Annotated in this window: 16 protein-coding genes; 6 read left to right on the top strand and 10 right to left on the bottom strand. The window is 64.8% G+C overall.

The window, feature by feature from the left end; all coding sequences use genetic code 11:
• The first annotated feature begins 28 nt into the window (after window positions 1–28).
• Window positions 29–427, top strand: coding sequence for an MAPEG family protein (locus DCM79_RS09270; RefSeq protein ID WP_257179559.1), 399 nt, complete (start codon window positions 29–31; stop codon window positions 425–427).
• Window positions 428–440: 13 nt separating this feature from the next.
• Here DCM79_RS09270 and DCM79_RS09265 read toward each other — a convergent pair whose 3' ends face one another.
• From DCM79_RS09265 to DCM79_RS09245, 5 genes are all read right to left on the bottom strand, one after another.
• Window positions 441–1,034, bottom strand: a complete 594-nt coding sequence (locus DCM79_RS09265) for a bifunctional 2-polyprenyl-6-hydroxyphenol methylase/3-demethylubiquinol 3-O-methyltransferase UbiG (RefSeq protein WP_257179558.1) — start codon at window positions 1,032–1,034, stop codon at window positions 441–443.
• 13 nt (window positions 1,035–1,047) lie between these two features.
• The gene (gene argC, locus DCM79_RS09260; protein ID WP_257179556.1) at window positions 1,048–2,094 is read right to left on the bottom strand and encodes an N-acetyl-gamma-glutamyl-phosphate reductase; all 1,047 of its coding nucleotides are present in this window, start codon (window positions 2,092–2,094) and stop codon (window positions 1,048–1,050) included.
• Between the two features lie 26 nt (window positions 2,095–2,120).
• Window positions 2,121–3,104, bottom strand: coding sequence for an N-acetyl-gamma-glutamyl-phosphate reductase (gene argC, locus DCM79_RS09255; RefSeq protein WP_257179555.1), 984 nt, complete (start codon window positions 3,102–3,104; stop codon window positions 2,121–2,123).
• Complete coding sequence (locus DCM79_RS09250; RefSeq protein ID WP_257179554.1) at window positions 3,101–3,766, bottom strand: FMN-binding negative transcriptional regulator; 666 nt, start codon at window positions 3,764–3,766, stop codon at window positions 3,101–3,103. The genes argC (DCM79_RS09255) and DCM79_RS09250 overlap by 4 nt, the downstream gene beginning before the upstream one ends.
• A 271-nt stretch (window positions 3,767–4,037) precedes the next feature.
• Window positions 4,038–4,568 (bottom strand): DedA family protein, encoded by a 531-nt coding sequence (locus DCM79_RS09245; protein WP_028136629.1) that lies wholly within the window; start codon window positions 4,566–4,568, stop codon window positions 4,038–4,040.
• A 273-nt stretch (window positions 4,569–4,841) separates the two neighbouring features.
• Here DCM79_RS09245 and parE point away from each other — a divergent pair, with 273 nt between their 5' ends.
• From parE to DCM79_RS09225, 4 genes are all read left to right on the top strand, one after another.
• Complete coding sequence (gene parE / locus DCM79_RS09240) at window positions 4,842–6,884, top strand: DNA topoisomerase IV subunit B (protein ID WP_028136630.1); 2,043 nt, start codon at window positions 4,842–4,844, stop codon at window positions 6,882–6,884.
• 439 nt (window positions 6,885–7,323) lie between these two features.
• The gene (locus DCM79_RS09235; protein WP_257179552.1) at window positions 7,324–8,106 is read left to right on the top strand and encodes an outer membrane protein; all 783 of its coding nucleotides are present in this window, start codon (window positions 7,324–7,326) and stop codon (window positions 8,104–8,106) included.
• Between the two features lie 299 nt (window positions 8,107–8,405).
• Complete coding sequence (locus DCM79_RS09230; RefSeq protein WP_257179551.1) at window positions 8,406–8,591, top strand: hypothetical protein; 186 nt, start codon at window positions 8,406–8,408, stop codon at window positions 8,589–8,591.
• 20 nt (window positions 8,592–8,611) lie between these two features.
• Window positions 8,612–9,382 (top strand): SDR family NAD(P)-dependent oxidoreductase, encoded by a 771-nt coding sequence (locus DCM79_RS09225; RefSeq protein ID WP_257179550.1) that lies wholly within the window; start codon window positions 8,612–8,614, stop codon window positions 9,380–9,382.
• Between the two features lie 74 nt (window positions 9,383–9,456).
• Here DCM79_RS09225 and DCM79_RS09220 read toward each other — a convergent pair whose 3' ends face one another.
• The 5 genes from DCM79_RS09220 to DCM79_RS09200 form a co-directional block, all read right to left on the bottom strand.
• Window positions 9,457–10,149 carry an outer membrane protein gene (locus tag DCM79_RS09220; protein ID WP_257179549.1) on the bottom strand — a complete coding sequence of 231 codons (693 nt, stop codon included), beginning with the start codon at window positions 10,147–10,149 and terminating at the stop codon, window positions 9,457–9,459.
• Window positions 10,150–10,459: 310 nt separating this feature from the next.
• Window positions 10,460–11,227: an outer membrane protein gene (locus DCM79_RS09215; protein WP_257179548.1), complete on the bottom strand. Its 768-nt coding sequence runs from the start codon at window positions 11,225–11,227 to the stop codon at window positions 10,460–10,462.
• Window positions 11,228–11,406: 179 nt separating this feature from the next.
• Window positions 11,407–12,648, bottom strand: a complete 1,242-nt coding sequence (locus tag DCM79_RS09210) for an FAD-dependent oxidoreductase (RefSeq protein ID WP_257179547.1) — start codon at window positions 12,646–12,648, stop codon at window positions 11,407–11,409.
• Window positions 12,649–13,069: 421 nt separating this feature from the next.
• The gene (locus DCM79_RS09205) at window positions 13,070–13,321 is read right to left on the bottom strand and encodes a hypothetical protein (RefSeq protein WP_257179546.1); all 252 of its coding nucleotides are present in this window, start codon (window positions 13,319–13,321) and stop codon (window positions 13,070–13,072) included.
• Between the two features lie 287 nt (window positions 13,322–13,608).
• Window positions 13,609–15,123: a caspase family protein gene (locus DCM79_RS09200; RefSeq protein WP_257179545.1), complete on the bottom strand. Its 1,515-nt coding sequence runs from the start codon at window positions 15,121–15,123 to the stop codon at window positions 13,609–13,611.
• A gap of 462 nt (window positions 15,124–15,585) precedes the next feature.
• Between DCM79_RS09200 and DCM79_RS09195 the strand changes: the two genes are divergently transcribed.
• A complete protein-coding gene (locus DCM79_RS09195; protein ID WP_257179544.1) occupies window positions 15,586–17,118 on the top strand; it encodes a DEAD/DEAH box helicase in 1,533 nt (510 codons plus the stop codon).
• Window positions 17,119–17,205: the final 87 nt, after the last annotated feature.

Genomic DNA, 17,205 nt, shown 5'->3' with positions numbered 1-17,205 from the left:
CCACAGCGACGACAGAGGGGACCGGACTATGACGCGCGAATTGTTCTGGCTGACACTGACGGTGATCCTGACCGGGATCCTCTGGATTCCCTATACGATCAACCGGTGTCAGGTCCGCGGTCTCAGCGGCGCGATGGCCAACCCCTCTCGCAACGACAAGCCGCAATCGGACTGGGCGAACCGGCTGATGTTCGCGCACGACAACGCGGTCGAGAACCTCATCGTCTTCGCACCGCTGGTGCTGATCCTCAACGCGATCGACTATTCCACGAAATGGACGGTGCTCGCCTGCGCGGTCTATTTCTGGGCTCGTGTCGCGCACACCATCGTCTACACGCTCGGAATTCCGGTGTTCCGCACTCTCGCCTTCACCGTCGGCTTCCTTGCCCAGGCCGTGCTGGCGCTGGCGATCTTCAGGGTGTTCTGAGGGGGCGCCGCGCTCAGCCCCTCTTCTGCGCGACGACGAACAGCATCGATGCGGCCTTGTCGTCGAAGCCCTTGACCTCGCCGGTATCGATCGTCACCCCGCTCCAGCTGCCCGCCTCGATGTAGGTCGCCCGCAGCCAGTCCGGCGAGGGATAATTGTAATAGCGGTTCAACGTGTCACGCCCTTCGGCCTCGCCGGCCTTGTAGCTAGCGTAGAAGAAGCCGGCCGGTTTCAGCGCGCGCCAGATTCGCGCGAGAACCTCGGCGAGTTCGGGTCTGGGCACGTGCAGCAGGCACGCATTGGCCCAGACGGCGTCATAGGCCTCGGTCTCGTGGAGCTGCTCGAACAGCAGGGTCTGGACGGGACGCCCGAGACGGCGGGAGGCGACCTTCGCCATTTCCGGCGATCCGTCGGTCGGGCGAACCGCAAAGCCGCGCGCCAGCAATTCCGCGGTATCGCCGCCGGCGCCGCATCCGAGTTCGAGAATGGAAGCACCTGGCGCGAGCCGGGCGAGAAACGCCGTCAGCCGCGCTTGGCGCGACGTGATCTCGCGCCCAGCATAGGCCTCTGCGTTGCCGCGGTAGAATTGCAGCGTCTCTTCGTCCACTGTCGCACTCACATCACGGGAACAGCGCGATCTGCTCCAGCCCTTCCGTCTCGGGCAGTCCGAACATCAGGTTCATATTCTGGATCGCCTGCCCCGCCGAGCCCTTCACCAGATTATCGAGCGTGGAAATGACGATCGCCCGGTTATTGATGCGGTCGGCAACGACACCGATCTGCACATAGTTGGAACCGCGCACATTCTGCGTCTGCGGCAGCACGCCCTTCTTGGCGACATGCACGAAGGGCTCGTTGACGTAGGCTTTCTCGAGAGCGGCCCGCAAATCGTCGGGCGTCGCGCCGTTGAGTTTTACATAGCACGTGCAGAGTTCGCCACGCGCCATCGGGATCAGATGCGGCGTAAAGTTCACCGTCACGGCAGAGCCGGCGGCGAGGCCGATCTCCTGCTCGATCTCGGGTGCGTGCCGGTGGGTCCCGACCGAATAGGGCGATAGCCCCTCACCCGCCTCGCTGAACAACGTGTTCTGTTTCAGCCCGCGTCCGGCGCCCGTGACGCCCGATTTCGCGTCGATGACGATGTCGTCGACGTCGATCAGCTTGGCCTTCGCGAGCGGCACCAGCGCGAGCAGCGCTGCCGTGGGGTAGCAGCCGGGACAGGCGACCAGCCGCGCCGCCGCGATTTTCTCGCGATAGAATTCGGTCAGACCATAGACCGCCTCGTCCTGCAATTCGAGTGCCCGGTGCTCATGGCCGTACCATTGCGCATAGGTGGTCTTGTCCCGCAGCCTAAAATCGGCGGACATGTCGAGGACCTTGATCTCAGGATTCACCTTAAGGACCGCGGCGATGATTTCCTGCGTGGTCCCGTGGGGCAGTCCGCAGAATACCGCATCGAGCCTGCTCCAGTCGACCGTTTCCCATTCCACAAGTTTAGGCAGGTTCAGCATGAAGAAATGCGGAAACACCTCGCTCATGGCTTTGCCGGCATGGGTATTGGCAGTGAGTGCGGTGATCTCGGCATTCGGATGCCGCGCCAACAGGCGCACCGCGTCGGCGCCGGTGTAGCCGGAGGCGCCGAGAATGCCGATCTTCTTAGTGCTCATCACACGCTCCTCTAACGCTGGATCGGTTACGCCTCTGCCAGGCCCAGCATCAGCCGCATGTTCTGGACCGCCGCGCCGGATGCCCCCTTGCCGAGATTGTCGAGCCGGGCGACCAGCACGGCCTGGTGATGTTTGTCGCTGGCGAAGACGTAGAGCTCGAGCATGTTGGTGTCGTTGAGCGCCTCCGGCTCGAGCCGGCCGCCCTTTGACGCTTCGTTCTGCAGCGGCATCACCTTGACGTATTTCGAGCCGGCATAACGCTTGGCGAGCGCGGCTTGCAGGTCGGCTCCGCCAGGCTTGCCGGGCAGCGTGTCGAGCTGCAGCGGCACCGAGACCAGCATGCCCTGCCGGTAATTGCCGACGGACGGGATGAAGATCGGCCGCCGCGTCAGGTTGGAATAGAGCTGCATCTCGGGCAGATGCTTGTGCTCGAAGCCGAGGCCGTAGAGCTCGAACGACGGCGCGCTGCCGTCCTCGAAGCTCGCGATCATCGACTTGCCGCCGCCGGAATAACCGCTCACCGCGTTGACGGTGACGGGATAATCTGATGGCAGCAGACCGGCATCGACGATCGGCCGCAGCAGGGCAATCGCGCCGGTCGGATAGCAGCCGGGATTGGAGACCTTGCTGGCGGCCTTGATCTTGCCGGCCTGGTCCGGCGTCAGCTCGGGAAAACCGTAGGCCCAGTCAGGCGCGACCCGGTACGCGGTCGAGGCGTCCAGCACCTTCGGCGCCCGAGCTCCCATGCTGTCGACCAGGGCGACCGTCTCCTTGGCGGCATCGTCGGGCAGGCAGAGGATGACGAGGTCCACCTCCTCCATCAGCGCCTTCTTGGCTGCGGGGTCCTTGCGCTTGTCGTCGGAAAGCGCCTTCACGACGACGTCGTTCTGGAGCTTCAGCCGCTCATTGATGCCGAGGCCGGTCGTGCCGGAGCCGCCGTCGACGAAGACGGTGGCGGGCTTCTTGGCCGCACCGGTGGTCGGAGCTTTGGTGGTGTCGGCGAGGCTCATGACGCGCTCCCTTCGAGCATGTTCGTGTCGTTTGCGAAAACCTGCGGCCTTGCCTGCCGCATCAAATCCGAGATCTGCCTGGCGTCGGCATCGCCGGCGCTGAGCGCATTGGCGATCGCCGCATAGTCGGCGTCCGATTTGTGCTGGTTGAGCTTGAAGCTGCCTTCGACCTCTTCAACATTCATCACCAGACCCACGATCGCCTTCTTCATCGTCTCCAGGCGGCCCGCCGCCATCTTGCCCGACGTCCACGGCTTCTTCGGCAGCAGCCAGCTCTCGAACTTGTCGCTGAGCGTGTCGATCTGCACCGACAATTCGTCGTCCGTCAGAAGGCGTACGGGCCCGCTCAGATGTACCGACTGGTAGAGCCAGGTCGGAACCTGATCCGGCGAGACGTACCAGTCCGGCGAAACATAGGCATCGGGGCCGTTGACCGCGAGCAGCCAGGACGCATCACTGCCCGCCAGCTTTAACAGCGGATTGTGACGCGCGACATGAAAGGCGGCCTGCGGCGTGCCGTCAGCGGCGTAGGTCAGATAGAACGGCAGCGGCGAAGCGATCGGCTTGCTGCCGTCGAAGGCACACATGGTGCCGAAGCCGCGCGCTTCGGCGAATTTCAGGCTTGCGGCGCGGTCCTGCTTGAAAAAGGGTGGCGTGTACATCGTGGTCTCCTGCTGGGCCTCCTCGGGGGAGCCACCGGATCAGATCGCGCTGACAGGAGAGAGAATGCCGCGGATCGGATCCAGCGGCAAAGACGATGATCTCAAACGCGATCGACCGCCCAAACCGCTAAGATGCGGCGGCGGCGACGGGCGAACAGGATGGTCGCGGCGTTGATCATGGCGCGCGGCTATAAAGCGAGATCCGGTTCCCGTCAAGGTGACGATCGTCATTCCGGGGCGATGCAGAGCATCGAACGCGGAATGACGGGACCTAGATCACCCGCCAGATCCATTCCATGATCTTGGCGAGCACGTCGCCGAACAGCAGGAGCACGGCGGACCAGAGCAGGGCCGAGACGAAATTGGCGACCTGGAAGCTCCAATAGGGCATCTCGAAAATGCCGGCCGCGAGCGGCACCGAGGCGCGCAAGGGGCCGAAGAAGCGGCCGATGAAGATGCTGGGGATGCCCCAGCTGCGCACGAAGGCCTCGCCTCTGGGCAACAGTCCCGGATAGCGCGAGAGCGGCCACATCTCGGCGACCTTTTCCTTGTAGCGATAGCCGAACCAGTAGGAGACCCAGTCGCCCAGCGCCGCGCCGAGGCCGCCGGCGATCCAGACCGGATAGAAGCTGATGCCGCTCACGCCGATCAGCGCACCGATCGCGACCAGCGCGCCCCAGGCCGGAACCAGCAGCGAGATGAAGGCGAGCGACTCCCCGAAGGCGAGCAGGAACACAATCGGGGCTGCCCAAGCCTGGTGAACGCGCACAAAATCGACCAGGGCGTGCGCAAACTGCTCCATCAAAAATTAGCCTTCCCGCCCCGTCTCAAGGTGCTGCTCGATCAAAAAGACTGGTAAGCCAAGCACTTGTGTGACATCAAGTCACAAAGCCCCACAAGACGCCTGGCGAACCGTCAAATTGCCGGGAATGGATGGTCTGCGGCGTAAAATCGTCGGGATTGGCTCCCAACACAGCGCCCGGCCCGCCCCTGCGATAACCTTTCCCGGTCAGAAGTGGCATAGTCGGCCAAATCGATTCGCCGCTTATGCGGCCCTCAAAACGCATCAAGATATATGTCCAAGCAGTTGAAACCCAAAGCAAACGACGATTTTTTCGGCGGCGACGAGCCGAAGCCCCGGGCCGCCCGGCCGGCGCCGCGCGGAAGCGGCGGCGAAGCCGACTACACCGCCGCCGACATCGAGGTGCTCGAAGGCCTGGAACCGGTGCGGCGCCGGCCGGGCATGTATATCGGCGGCACCGATGAGAAGGCTTTGCATCATCTGTTCGCCGAGGTCATCGACAACTCGATGGACGAGGCGCTGGCCGGACATGCGACCTTCATCGGCGTCGAGCTGAGTGCGGACGGGTTCCTGACCGTCACCGACAACGGCCGCGGCATCCCGATCGATCCGCATCCGAAGTTCCCGAAGAAGTCGGCGCTCGAAGTAATCATGTGCACGCTGCATTCGGGCGGTAAGTTCGACAGCAAGGTCTACGAGACCTCCGGCGGTCTGCACGGCGTCGGCATCTCCGTGGTGAACGCCCTCTCCTCGCGGCTCGAGGTCGAGGTCGCGCGCGGCCAGAAGCTGCACCGCATGATTTTCGAGCGCGGCCATCCCAAGGGTAAGCTCGAGGACCTCGGCAAGGTCAACAACCGCCGCGGCACGCGCGTGCGCTTCAAGCCCGACACCGACATCTTCGGGCCCAAGGCCGCCTTCAAGCCACAGCGCCTGTTCAAGATGACGCGCTCGAAGGCCTATCTGTTCGGCGGCGTCGAGATCCGCTGGAACTGCGCGCCCGAGCTGCTCAAGGGCGTCGAGGACGTGCCGGCGGAAGCCACGTTCCATTTCCCTGGCGGCCTCAAGGATTATCTGGCGGCGGCGATCCACGCCGACACGCTGGTGCATCCCGACATCTTCTCCGGCAAGTCGGGCCGCAACGGCGCGCATGGCGCCTGCGAATGGGCGGTGGCCTGGACCGCGGATGCGGACGGCTTCCTCTCGTCGTACACCAACACCGTCCCGACGCCCGACGGCGGCACGCACGAATCCGGCCTGCGCAGCGCGCTGCTCCGCGGCCTGAAGGATCACGCCGAGCGCGTCGGCCAGGGCAAGCGCGCCTCGTCCATCACCTCTGAAGACGTCATGGTGGGCGCGGCCGTGATGCTGTCCGTATTCGTGCGCGAGCCCGAATTCCAGGGCCAGACCAAGGACCGTCTCGCCACCGCCGAAGCACAACGCATCGTCGAACAGGCCATGAAGGATCCGTTCGACCATTGGCTGTCGGGCAATCCGAACATGGCCAACCGGCTGCTCGACTTCGTGATCGACCGCGCCGAGGAGCGGCTGCGGCGCCGCCAGGAAAAGGAAACCGCGCGCAAGACCGCCGGCAAGAAGCTGCGCCTGCCCGGCAAGCTCGCCGACTGCACCGACGCCGGCACCGAAGGCTCCGAGCTCTTCATCGTCGAAGGCGACTCGGCCGGTGGCAGCGCCAAGCAGGCGCGCGACCGCAAGACGCAAGCGGTGCTGCCATTGCGCGGAAAAATCCTCAACGTCGCGTCCGCCGGCAAGGACAAGCTGACGGCCAACGCACAGCTCTCCGATCTGGTGCAGGCCATCGGCTGCGGCCAGCTGCTGCAATATCGCGAAGAGGATCTGCGCTACCAGCGCATCATCATCATGACCGACGCCGACGTCGACGGCGCGCACATCGCTTCGCTCTTGATCACCTTCTTCTACCGGCAGATGCCGAAGCTGATCGACGAAGGACATCTCTTTCTCGCGGTGCCGCCGCTCTACAAGCTGACCCACGGCACGAAGTCGGTCTACGCGCGCGACGACAAGCACAAGGACGAGCTGATCAAGACCGTCTTCAACGCCAACGCGAAGGTCGAGGTGAACCGTTTCAAAGGCCTCGGCGAGATGATGCCGGCGCAGCTCAAGGAGACCACCATGGATCCGGCCAAGCGGACCCTGCTCAAGGTGGTCCTGCTGCCCGACGACCGGGACACCACCGCCGATTCGGTGGAGCGCCTGATGGGCACCAAGGCGGAGGCGCGTTTTGCCTTCATCTCGGACAAGGCTGAATTTGCCAGCGAAGAGCTGCTGGACGTCTGAGCGCCAGCATTGTCGCACTCCACTCGAGAGCCCCGGCCGGACGCCGGGGCTCTTCGTTTTGGGCGGCCCTCGTTCTTTGCAGGGTATACCGGCCTACCGCCGCTTCGTGTCGGGCGATTCCCGGCACGGTGGCTGCGATTCGGCCACCGACTCACGGTGATCGGACCGTGGCGGCACGGCATCGATCTCGGAGAAGGCCGAATTTCCTAACGAAACCCTACCCGAATTGGCCGCGCGATATTTTTCTCAAGGCATTGAATCTACATCGTTATTGCTGATTTTGGCACTTCAGGCCCCAAATGCGCGCTCCTGGCGTTTTCGGGCGACTGTGCCTGCCCGGCAACAGCATTTCGGCGGGAAACGTCTATAGTCCGGGTCATCAGATGACACGAACTTCAGTGCGCTCGCGCTACGACAGACCAAGGTTGGGGATTTTGACATGAAGAAGATTTTGCTCGCACTGACCGCGGTTGCCGCGATGACCGGTTCGGCCTCGGCCGCCGACCTCGGCGCCCGTCCCTACGCGAAGGCCCCGATGCCGGCGCCCGTCGCCAACTGGACCGGCTTCTACGTTTTCGGCGGCGGCGGCGGCGGCCTCTCGAACACCGACCAGCATGTTCAGACCACGGTCGGCGCCATTCCGCTGACGATCGATCAGCGCCAGGGCGGCTCGGGCTGGTTCGGCACCGTTGGTGCCGGTTATGACTGGCAGTTCAGCGGCACCTGGGTCGCCGGTGTGTTCGCTGACGGTCAGTTCGGCAGCATCAAGGGCACCATCCAGGACCCGATCGCTGGCCTCACCGGCTCTCAGAAGCTGGAAACCTCGTGGGCTGCTGGTGTGCGCCTCGGTTGGCTGGTTGCGCCGAACGTTCTCTCCTACGTCAACGGCGGTTACTCGGGCGCGCATTTCGGCCGTACCAACTTCACCAACCTCGCCGGCACTCCGGCCGGTATCCATCTCGACGGTTACGACCGTCACGGCTGGTTCATCGGTGGCGGCGTCGAGAACAGCCTGAACTTCTTCGGCATCACCTCGCCCGGCTGGTTCATGAAGACCGAGTATCGTTCGGCCTTCTACAACGGCAAGACTCAGAACGAGCTGTTTGATGTGACCAACACGCTGGTCGGCCGCGACATTCGCGCCACCCACTGGAACCAGACGATCTCGACCTCGCTGGTCTACCGCTTCAACTGGACCGGTCCGGTCGTCGCCAAGTACTGATCCGAACGCAAGTTCAGACGTCAAAGCCCCGGCATCGTCCGGGGCTTTTTCGTTATGGAGTGTCGGCAGGCGCTGCTCGCCCTCGGCGACCGCACAAAGCGAACTCGGCCACCATCGCCACCCATGCTGCGTCGGTGTCGCCCCGCCCCGTGCATTGCCGCATGCGGTCCGCGGCGGCTCGGGCCGGCACGCCATTGTATCCAAACCAGAGCTGCGGTTACTGTGCGCCCAAGCTTTCGAGGCCGCAGCAGATCCTTCACGCCGCGAGTCGCGACAGAAGCGGATCGATGGAGGAACGCATGCGCAGATTTCTGCTTGTCGCAGGCCTGTTTGCAACCGCCATCGGGCTGCTCTGGATCGGCCAGGGCACCGGCACCGTCCCCTGGCCGAAATCGAGCTTCATGGTCAGCCAGCTGCAATGGGCCGGCTATGGCGCCGCCATGGCCGGCTTCGGGCTGGTGCTGATCTGGCAGAGCAACCAATAGAACAATCAGGACATGAAAGCATGACATCCAGCCGGTTCGATCTCCGCGGCAAGGTCGCGATCGTCACAGGAGGCAATGGCGGCATCGGCCTCGGCATGGCGCGCGGTCTTGCCGATGCAGGCGCCGACATCGCCGTGGTCGGGCGCAACGAGGCGAAATCCAAAGCAGCCGTCGAGGATCTCGGCCGGCGCGGCATCAAGGCGATCGCGGTTGCGACCGACGTCACCGACAGGGCCGCGATCGAAGCCATGATTGCCCGCGTGCTGAAGGATCTCGGCCGCATCGACATCCTCGTCAACAACGCCGGCATGAGCATCCGCAAGCCGCCGCACGAGCTCGAGCTCGACGAGTGGAACAAGGTGATCGAGACCAACCTCACCAGCGCCTTCCTGTGCTCGAAGCTCGCCTATCCGCACCTGAAGGCGTCCGGCAACGGCAAGGTGATCAACATCGGCTCGATGATGTCGATCTTCGGCGCGAGCTTCGCCACCGCCTATGCGGCGAGCAAGGGCGGCATCGTGCAGTACACGCGCGCCTGCGCCAATGCCTGGGCGCCCGACAACATCCAGGTCAATGCGATCCTGCCGGGCTGGATCGATACCGACCTCACCCGCGGCGCGCGGCAGCAGGTGTCGGGATTGCACGAGCGGGTGCTGGCGCGCACGCCGGCGGGGCGCTGGGGCGACATCGACGACTTCTCAGGCATCGCCGTGTTCCTGGCATCGCCCGCATCGAACTTCGTCACGGGCACCGCGATCCCCGTCGACGGCGGCTTCTCGGTGATGGCCTGAGGCGCGCGCGACGCGACGCATGAAAAGAGCCCCGGCATCCCTGCCGGGGCTCTTGAGTCTAAAGCCTGCCGCGATCAGTACTTCGCCATCACGGGGCCGCCGAACTTGTAACTGACGCCGACCGTGACGGTATGGTACTGGCTGGCGACGCTGTAGGGAACATTGCCGTTGGGCGTGACCAACGGCACGCCGGCGCGGCGATAGCGCTCGAAATCGTAATAGCGATACTCGACCTTGCCGAGCCAGTTCGGAGCAAAGGCGTATTCCACGCCCGCACCCGCCGTCCAGCCGTTGGTGTTCGTTGAGAAGGCATCAACACCGAGCAAAAGATCCGTGTTCACGTGGCGCTGCTGGCCATAGGCCCAGCCGCCCGTCGCGAAGAGCAGCCATTTGTCGAAGGCAATGCCGGCCCGGCCACGGATGGTGCCGACCCAGCGCAGCGTGGTCTCGTCCCTGTTCCCGCCGACGAAATTGTCGTCGCCCTTGATGTCGGCCCAGGCGATATCGCCTTCGACGCCGAGCACGAAGTTCCTGATCTGCCAATTGTAGCCGGCGAGGCCGCCGGCGATGCCGCCGCTCGAGCTGTAGCTGTTCGCAAAACCGGCGTCGTTGAGGCGATCGTGGTCGCCCCAGCCATATCCGCCGAACGCGCCGATGTAGAAGCCGGTCCAGTTGTAGATCGCCACCGGCGGCGCGATCGGCGCAGCCTTGACTGCCATGTCGGCTGCCGTCGCGATGCCGGGCGCGCCGATCAGAAGAGACATCATTCCTGCGAAAGCCAAAGCCCTTTTCATCGTATTGCCCCAGACAAAGTTGCAACGAAGCGAAATGGTCTAGCGACGAATTTATACGTGGCGCCGCTCGCGCCGCGAGAGTGAATCCGCGCTGCGCTCCGGTTCCCGTGCGCTATTCAGGAGAAAGTGGCATTCGGATCACGCAAGGGTCTGTGAGATTGACGTTTCTCTCCACGCAAGGAATGTCTTTCACCGCGCAAAAAAGAAGCCCCGGACCAAGCCGGGGCTTTTGAATTTGGCAGTGCTTTTCTTGATCGTTGGTCGCGTTGCGTCGTCGACGTGCTCAGTAACGGGCGATGGTCGGGGCGTCGAACTTGTAGCTCGCGCGCACGACGGCCCATTGGATGTCGCGCGGCTTGGCGTCGAAGGTGTAGTTACCCGCCGTGCCGCCGAGCTGATAGGTTTGGCTGCCGAAGGCGGCGTAGTTGTATTCGAGGCCGACGATCCAGTTGCGGGTGACGCCGTATTCCCAGCCGGCGCCGACCGTCCAGCCGTTGGCCCAGTGGGTCTGTCCGCCCGAGCCCGTCGCCGGGCCGACCGTGTCGGTCACCGAGAGACGGTTGTTCACGCCGGCATAGCCGCCCTTGATGTAGAACAGGTTGTTCTGCACGGCGAAGCCGGCGCGGCCGACGATGGTCGCGAGCACGTTGGCGCGCCAGGAGAACACGTCGTCCCCGGCACCGAACGCGGTGTTCGTGAACGAACCGTGGTTGTCGAGGCCGGAGATCGTGCCTTCCATGCCGAACACGTAGTTGTTGGCCTGCCAGTTGTAGCCGATCTGGGCGCCGCCCATGACCCCCGAGCTGCGCTGACGATAGCCCTGGCCCGGGACGAGGTCGCCGAACGGCGCGCCGATCCCGTTGTTGATGAACTGCTCGTTGGTCCATGCACCGCCGATGTGGCCGCCGACATAGAAGCCGGTCCAGGTGAACAGCGGCTCCACATAGGCGGGCGCCTTGTTGTAGCGCGCGCCGAGATCGGCGGCGGAAGCAGCACCGGTCGAAACCAGAGCGGTCGTGCAGGCGAAGGCGGCAATCAACTTGTTACGCATGGTACACCCCGTGTCCTTTGATGGGCGCACGGTCACAGACGGGCGTTACTAAAATTGGAATCAACAGAGTTAACGTGGCGCGCGGCCCCACGCAGGTCCACAAATCCGCCCGCGCTGTTGCAGACCTGCAACGCCCGAGGTGCGATTTAACGCGACATTATCCCTACCGATGTGTTGCGCTACGGCGCGGCCTTCGAATGCACGTGCTCGGGCCGCACGCCGAGCGCCAGCAGGCGCGCCGGAATGCCCTGGAGCCATGGCAGCGCGGTGATGAGGCGCACGATCAGCGGCACCTTCAGCGGCCGGTCGCCGCTCCGCAGGGCGCCGCTGATGATGTTGTTCTGCACGAGCACCTGCATGCGCTGCGTCATCTTCACCGGGAACTCGCGGCGGCGCCTGACGGCATCGAGCTCGCCCTCGGACGGGCAGCCAAGCTGAAGCTTGTCCGCCAGCAGATTGGCGGTCGCGACAGCATCCTGAACGGCGAGATTGACGCCGACGCCGCCGACCGGCGACATCGCGTGCGCGGCATCGCCGATGCAAAGCAGGCCCGGCCGCGTCCAGCGCGACAGCCGGTTGATCGCGACAGTCAGCAGCTTGACGTCGTCGAAGCTCTTCACGTCGGCAATGCCTGCCTTGAGGACCGGCGCCATGCGCACGATGTCGTCGAGCAGCGCCTGCAGCCCCCTCGCCTTCACCGCCTGGTGCTGTCCCTTGGCGATGACATAGGCGCATTGCCAATAGTCGCCGCGGTCGAAGGTGATCATCATCTTGCCGGGCTCGACCCGCGCGAACACGTTCTCGGTCTCGCCGGGTCTGCGGCCGGCGCGAAACCACAGCACGTCCATCGGCGCGCCGATCTCCTCGACCGCGAGGCCCGCGCGCTCGCGCACGGTCGAATGCCGGCCGTCGCAGGCGATGGTGAGATCGGCTTCGACGTCGATGAGGCCGTCAGGCGTCTTCGCACGCACGCCGGCGATGGTCTCGCCGCGGCGGATCAGATCGACCGCCTCGGTGCTCATCATCACCTCGAGCGAGGCAAAGCGCCGGCCGGCCTCGCGCAGGAAATTCAGGAAGTCCCATTGCGGCATGAAGGCGATGAAGGGGTATTTGGTGCGCAGCCGCGAAAGATCGGCGATGCGCACCGGCGTGCCGCCGAACAGGCCGTCCATCTTCTGCAGGCGCTGATGCGGCAGCTTCAGGAAGCCGTCGATCAGGCCGAGCTCGTCCATCACTTGCAGCGTCGAGGGGTGCACGGTGTCGCCGCGAAAATCGCGGAAGAAATCCGCATGCTTCTCCAGCACCACGACCTCGATGCCGGCCCGCCCCAGGAGATAGCCGAGCATCATGCCCGCAGGTCCGCCGCCGACGATGCAGCAGCGGACTTGTTTCGTCCGGTTCGATGGTTGGCCGGATGTCATTGCAGCCACGATCCGATGTGAGATCGATCAGATATGGCCGGCAATGTAACGCCGATTCCGATCGAGCGGAGCTTGAAATCTGGATGCGCGATGCCAGCATTGGCCGGCGGCTCGGATCGTGCCGGCCCGTCCGATCCCGGGAATAAGTCGCGCCCCCTGTTGTTATCAGGAGATACGACCCGACAAGGGCATCCGAGGGAAACGTTTAACGTGGCATGGTTGCTTGCAGGGGTGGCAGCCTGGCTGACCATCAACATCGCGCTGGTCTATCTGCGCACGCGCCGAGCCGGCGATGCGGAAGAGAACGAGCCGCGGATCTAGCTCTGGCTGCGGCAGCCGTTCGCGTCAGGGCCGCCGGGCGCCACTTGCTAGGCAACAAATAGGCCCGCACCACGCAGGCCTATCCTGAACAGCAGCCAGCCTATTTCTGATCTTCGTTGCTGGTCCCGGTGCCCGGGCTGCCGATCGGCAAGCCGTTCGGCGCATGACCGACACCCGCGTTCCGTTCGGCTTGCGCGGCCGATGGCGAGGTGCCGTTTGCGGTCGGCGGCTGCACGTTCGGATTGTTCTGGCTCCTGTTGGTGTTGACGTTCGCCCCGGTCGTGGTGCCCTGCGTTCCCATGCCGGAAGGCGCCGACGGCCCCGAATTGGCGCTGCTGGAGGATGTGCCCATTCCGGCGCCCGAGCTCGCCGCGGACCCGGCCCCGCCAGTTCCCGTTCCCGCAGCAGCACCGGCACTGGCACCGCCACCCGCACCGCCGCCTGCTCCGCCTGCTCCCCCTCCTCCTCCGCCGCCGCCACCTCCTTGAGCGAAGGCCGCGGTCGAAAGTGCCGCACAAGCAATGGTCACGAGGATGGACTTGCGGATCATGGATCGTCTCCCTGGTTTGCGGGACAATCCAGGTCGCCCGGAAGTTGTTCCACTTCCGAGCATCACAACCTATCCGCCGACAATCGCCCTCAGTTGTTGCTGCGGTTCGCGCTGCGAAAACTCTTGATCTCGGACACGCTGCCGTCGCGATAGGTCAGCTCAACGGAGACGGACTGCGTGCTCGGGGCGAGCTTCATGTAGAGCGGCATGCCGGCGGTGATAGCGCTGGGATCGCGCATGTCGCAGGGCGGCATCTTCAGCACCTGGTTAGGCACGGCGGTGTCGATGCCGATGCGCACCTCGCGGATGGCGCAACGGTAGGACACGAGGTGCGTGTAGTAGACGAGCAGCCCGTTGAAATCGCGGAACGAGAGCCAGCTCGTCGACGTCATGTCGAGGATCTTGCGCTGGTCGCGGATCAGGGCGGCCTCGGGATCGAACCGGATCGGAAACGGCCCCTGCATGTCGCCGGACTGGTCGACATAGCGGACCTCGATGGTGCCGGCCTGCGCATCCCCAGGCAATTCGATCGAGGGATTCGGCATCCGCTTGCGGGTGCGCGGATCGAGCGTGTCGATGAATCCGGTCTCGCGGAAATCGCCCTTGCCGGCCATGCGCCAGGAAATGCCGAGCGTCGGGTCGGCGAACGAGAACACCACGCTCCAGCCGCCATTGTGCCGCGAGAAGCTCGCGATCGGCGCGTTGAGAGTCTCCTCCTTCGGCAGCTGCGGCACCGACACCGGCGGCAGCGCAGCGAGCTTCTGCGGCGCCGGATCGTCGGAACGCGCGACGGCATCCTTGGCGAGACCGCTGAGGAAGACGTCGTCCACCATCTGGTCGAAATAAACCGGCACCTGCCTGTGCTTCACGGTATCGGCCAGCTCGCTGACCGCGCGGCGGGTGCGCTGCGCCACCTGCACGAGGTTCTCGCCGGGCTTGAGCAGCTCCTTGGCGAAGGTGCGCGTGAACACCGAATTGGGATTGGTGTCGTCGTTGGACAGGCGATCGAGCGCGGTCTGGCGGGGACCGGCCGAGAACACCGAGAACACGCCCTCGGGCAATTGCGTCATCGGCGCGAGCCCGCCGGCGCCGGCAACCGCGCGGGTGCCCTTGCGCTCGAACGGGTTGTTGCGGCAGGCGTCGAACACCAGGATCGAGGTCCGCGCCTTCTTGTTCTGCAGGCGCTCGACGATGCGATCGGCAAGGATCGCGGAGTCCCGCACCAGCTCTTCCTGGCCTTCCGTCGCCGCCGGCACGTCGGTCGGCAGCAGGTAGTTCTGGCCCGCGATCTCGAAGCCGTGGCCGGCGTAGAAGAAGAACGCGGTATCACCGGGCTCGATCGCCTTGTCGAAGGCGAGCAGCGTCTCGGAGAATTGCTGCCGGCTCTGGTTCTCCGCCACCATCACCGAGAAGCCGAGCTGCTTCAGCGTGTCGCCCATGGTGCGGGCGTCGTTGACCGCCTTGAGCAGCTTCGGCACGTTCCTGTAATCGTTGTTGCCGACGACCAGCGCAACGCGCTTCTCGGCAAAAGCCGGAAGCGCAAAGCCGCTCAGGCCCGCCGCGAGGCCAAGGGTCGCCAGAATTCTGAAAAGCCGACGCATCATCGCAATTTCCCGTTGCAGAACGGCGGAGAGGCCGCTTCCTTCGAACGGCAGTTCATTGGACCCCCTGCCGCTGAGGGATAGTCGGCACAGGCGTAACGACGGTTCAAGGGCCCACGACATGGCTCCCGGCGACTTCCGGGCGCTGGGGGCACGGATCGGCGTTAGCCGCCGCGCCGGGGGCCCGCTCGGTCAATGCGTCGGCCGAAAAACCCTAGCCGCGCCCGAGATTTGGGCAAAAACCTCAGGTTTTTTAGGGCCTTCCCGCGCCTGCTCCATTGACTTTGGCCGATTCCCGCCTATGTTCCGTGGCAACGCGGCTCAGATCGAAGAGCGATTCCTGAGCGTTGCGCTTCGTTCGCGTGAGTCAGCACCCCCAGCTTCTTTGAGAGCGCGCCGTTTCGGGGTGGAACGCGACAGCCTTATCACCCTCGATTCCGAACGGCGGTTTCGACCAGAGGCTCAATGTCCTTTTCAAATCTCGGACTGTCCGAAAAAGTCCTCGCCGCAGTGGCGGCCACCGGTTACACCACCCCGACCCCCATCCAGGAACAGGCGATCCCCCACGTCCTCGCACGCAAGGACGTGCTCGGCATCGCCCAGACCGGCACCGGCAAGACCGCGGCCTTCGTGCTGCCGATGCTCACCATCCTCGAAAAAGGGCGCGCCCGGGCACGGATGCCCCGCACCCTGATCCTCGAGCCGACCCGCGAGCTCGCGGCCCAGGTCAAGGAGAACTTCGACCGCTACGGCGCCGGGCAGAAACTGAACGTGGCCCTGCTGATCGGCGGCGTCTCCTTCGGCGACCAGGATGCCAAGCTGACGCGCGGCGTCGACGTGCTGATCGCAACCCCCGGCCGCCTGCTCGACCACACCGAGCGCGGCGGTCTCCTGCTCACCGGCGTCGAGCTGCTCGTCATCGACGAAGCCGACCGCATGCTGGACATGGGCTTCATCCCCGACATCGAGCGCGTCTGCAAGCTCGTCCCGTTCACACGGCAAACGCTTTTCTTCACCGCGACCATGCCGCCGGAGATCCGGCGCATCACCGAAACCTTCCTGCACAATCCGCAGAAGGTCGAGGTCTCCAAGCCCGCCACCACCGCCGTCACCGTCACGCAGGTCCAGGTGCCTGCCGGCCGCGAGGCGCACGAGAAGCGCGAGCTGCTGCGCCGCCTGCTGCGCGAGGCCAAGGACCTCAAGAACGCGATCATCTTCTGCAATCGCAAGCGCGAGGTCGCGGTTGTTCACAAATCGCTGCAGAAGCACGGTTTCAGCGTCGGCGCGCTGCACGGCGACATGGATCAGTCGGCCCGCACGGCCGCACTCGAGCAATTCCGCAAGGGTGAGCTGCCCCTGCTGGTCGCCTCCGACGTCGCCGCCCGCGGCCTCGACATTCCCGAGGTCAGCCACGTCTTCAATTTCGACGTCCCCCATCACGCCGACGATTACGTCCACCGCATCGGCCGCACCGGCCGCGCCGGCCGCACCGGCACCGCGATCTCGATCGTGACGCCGCTCGACCAGAAGTCGATGGTGGCCATCGAGAAACTGATCGGCCAGAGCATTCCGCGCGCCGAAGGCGATTACGAAATCCAGGCTGAATCCTCCGACGGGTCCGAACGTCCGCGCGAGGCGCGTGGCCGCGAACGTTCACGCGGCGGACGCGGCAAGCCGCAGCGCGGCCGCGACCGTGAGCGCAGCCACGAGCCGCGCGAGGCGCGTGGCGAGGCAAGGCATTCCTCTGAAGCAAGGCATTCTGAAGCGAGGCATTCGTCCGAGACGAGGCAGCCCGCCGAAGCAAGGCATCGGGCCGACGAGAAGCCCGCCGGCGAGCCGCGTCGCGGCGCGCGCCAGCAGGCCAACAATGCGCATGTGCCGTCGATCGGCCGTCCCGAACCGCGCCGCCAGCGCGAGGCCGATACCGAGCCCGGCGATCATTCGCACCTGCCGGCGTTCTTGCTCCGGCCCGTGCGTTCGTCTCCCGCCGGCGCCTGAAGCGCGGACGCGCGCTCCAGGTTTCAGTTGCGGAAACGGGAAGCACACGTTTTTAGATGCTTCGTGAACGTATATTTACGGGGCGTT

The sequence above is a fragment of the Bradyrhizobium sp. WBOS07 genome, assembly GCF_024585165.1.
GTDB classification, from domain to species: Bacteria; Pseudomonadota; Alphaproteobacteria; order Rhizobiales; family Xanthobacteraceae; genus Bradyrhizobium; species Bradyrhizobium japonicum_B.
The sequence above is the reverse complement of the archived record's forward strand: the minus strand, read 5'-3'. Positions and strand labels throughout refer to the sequence as shown.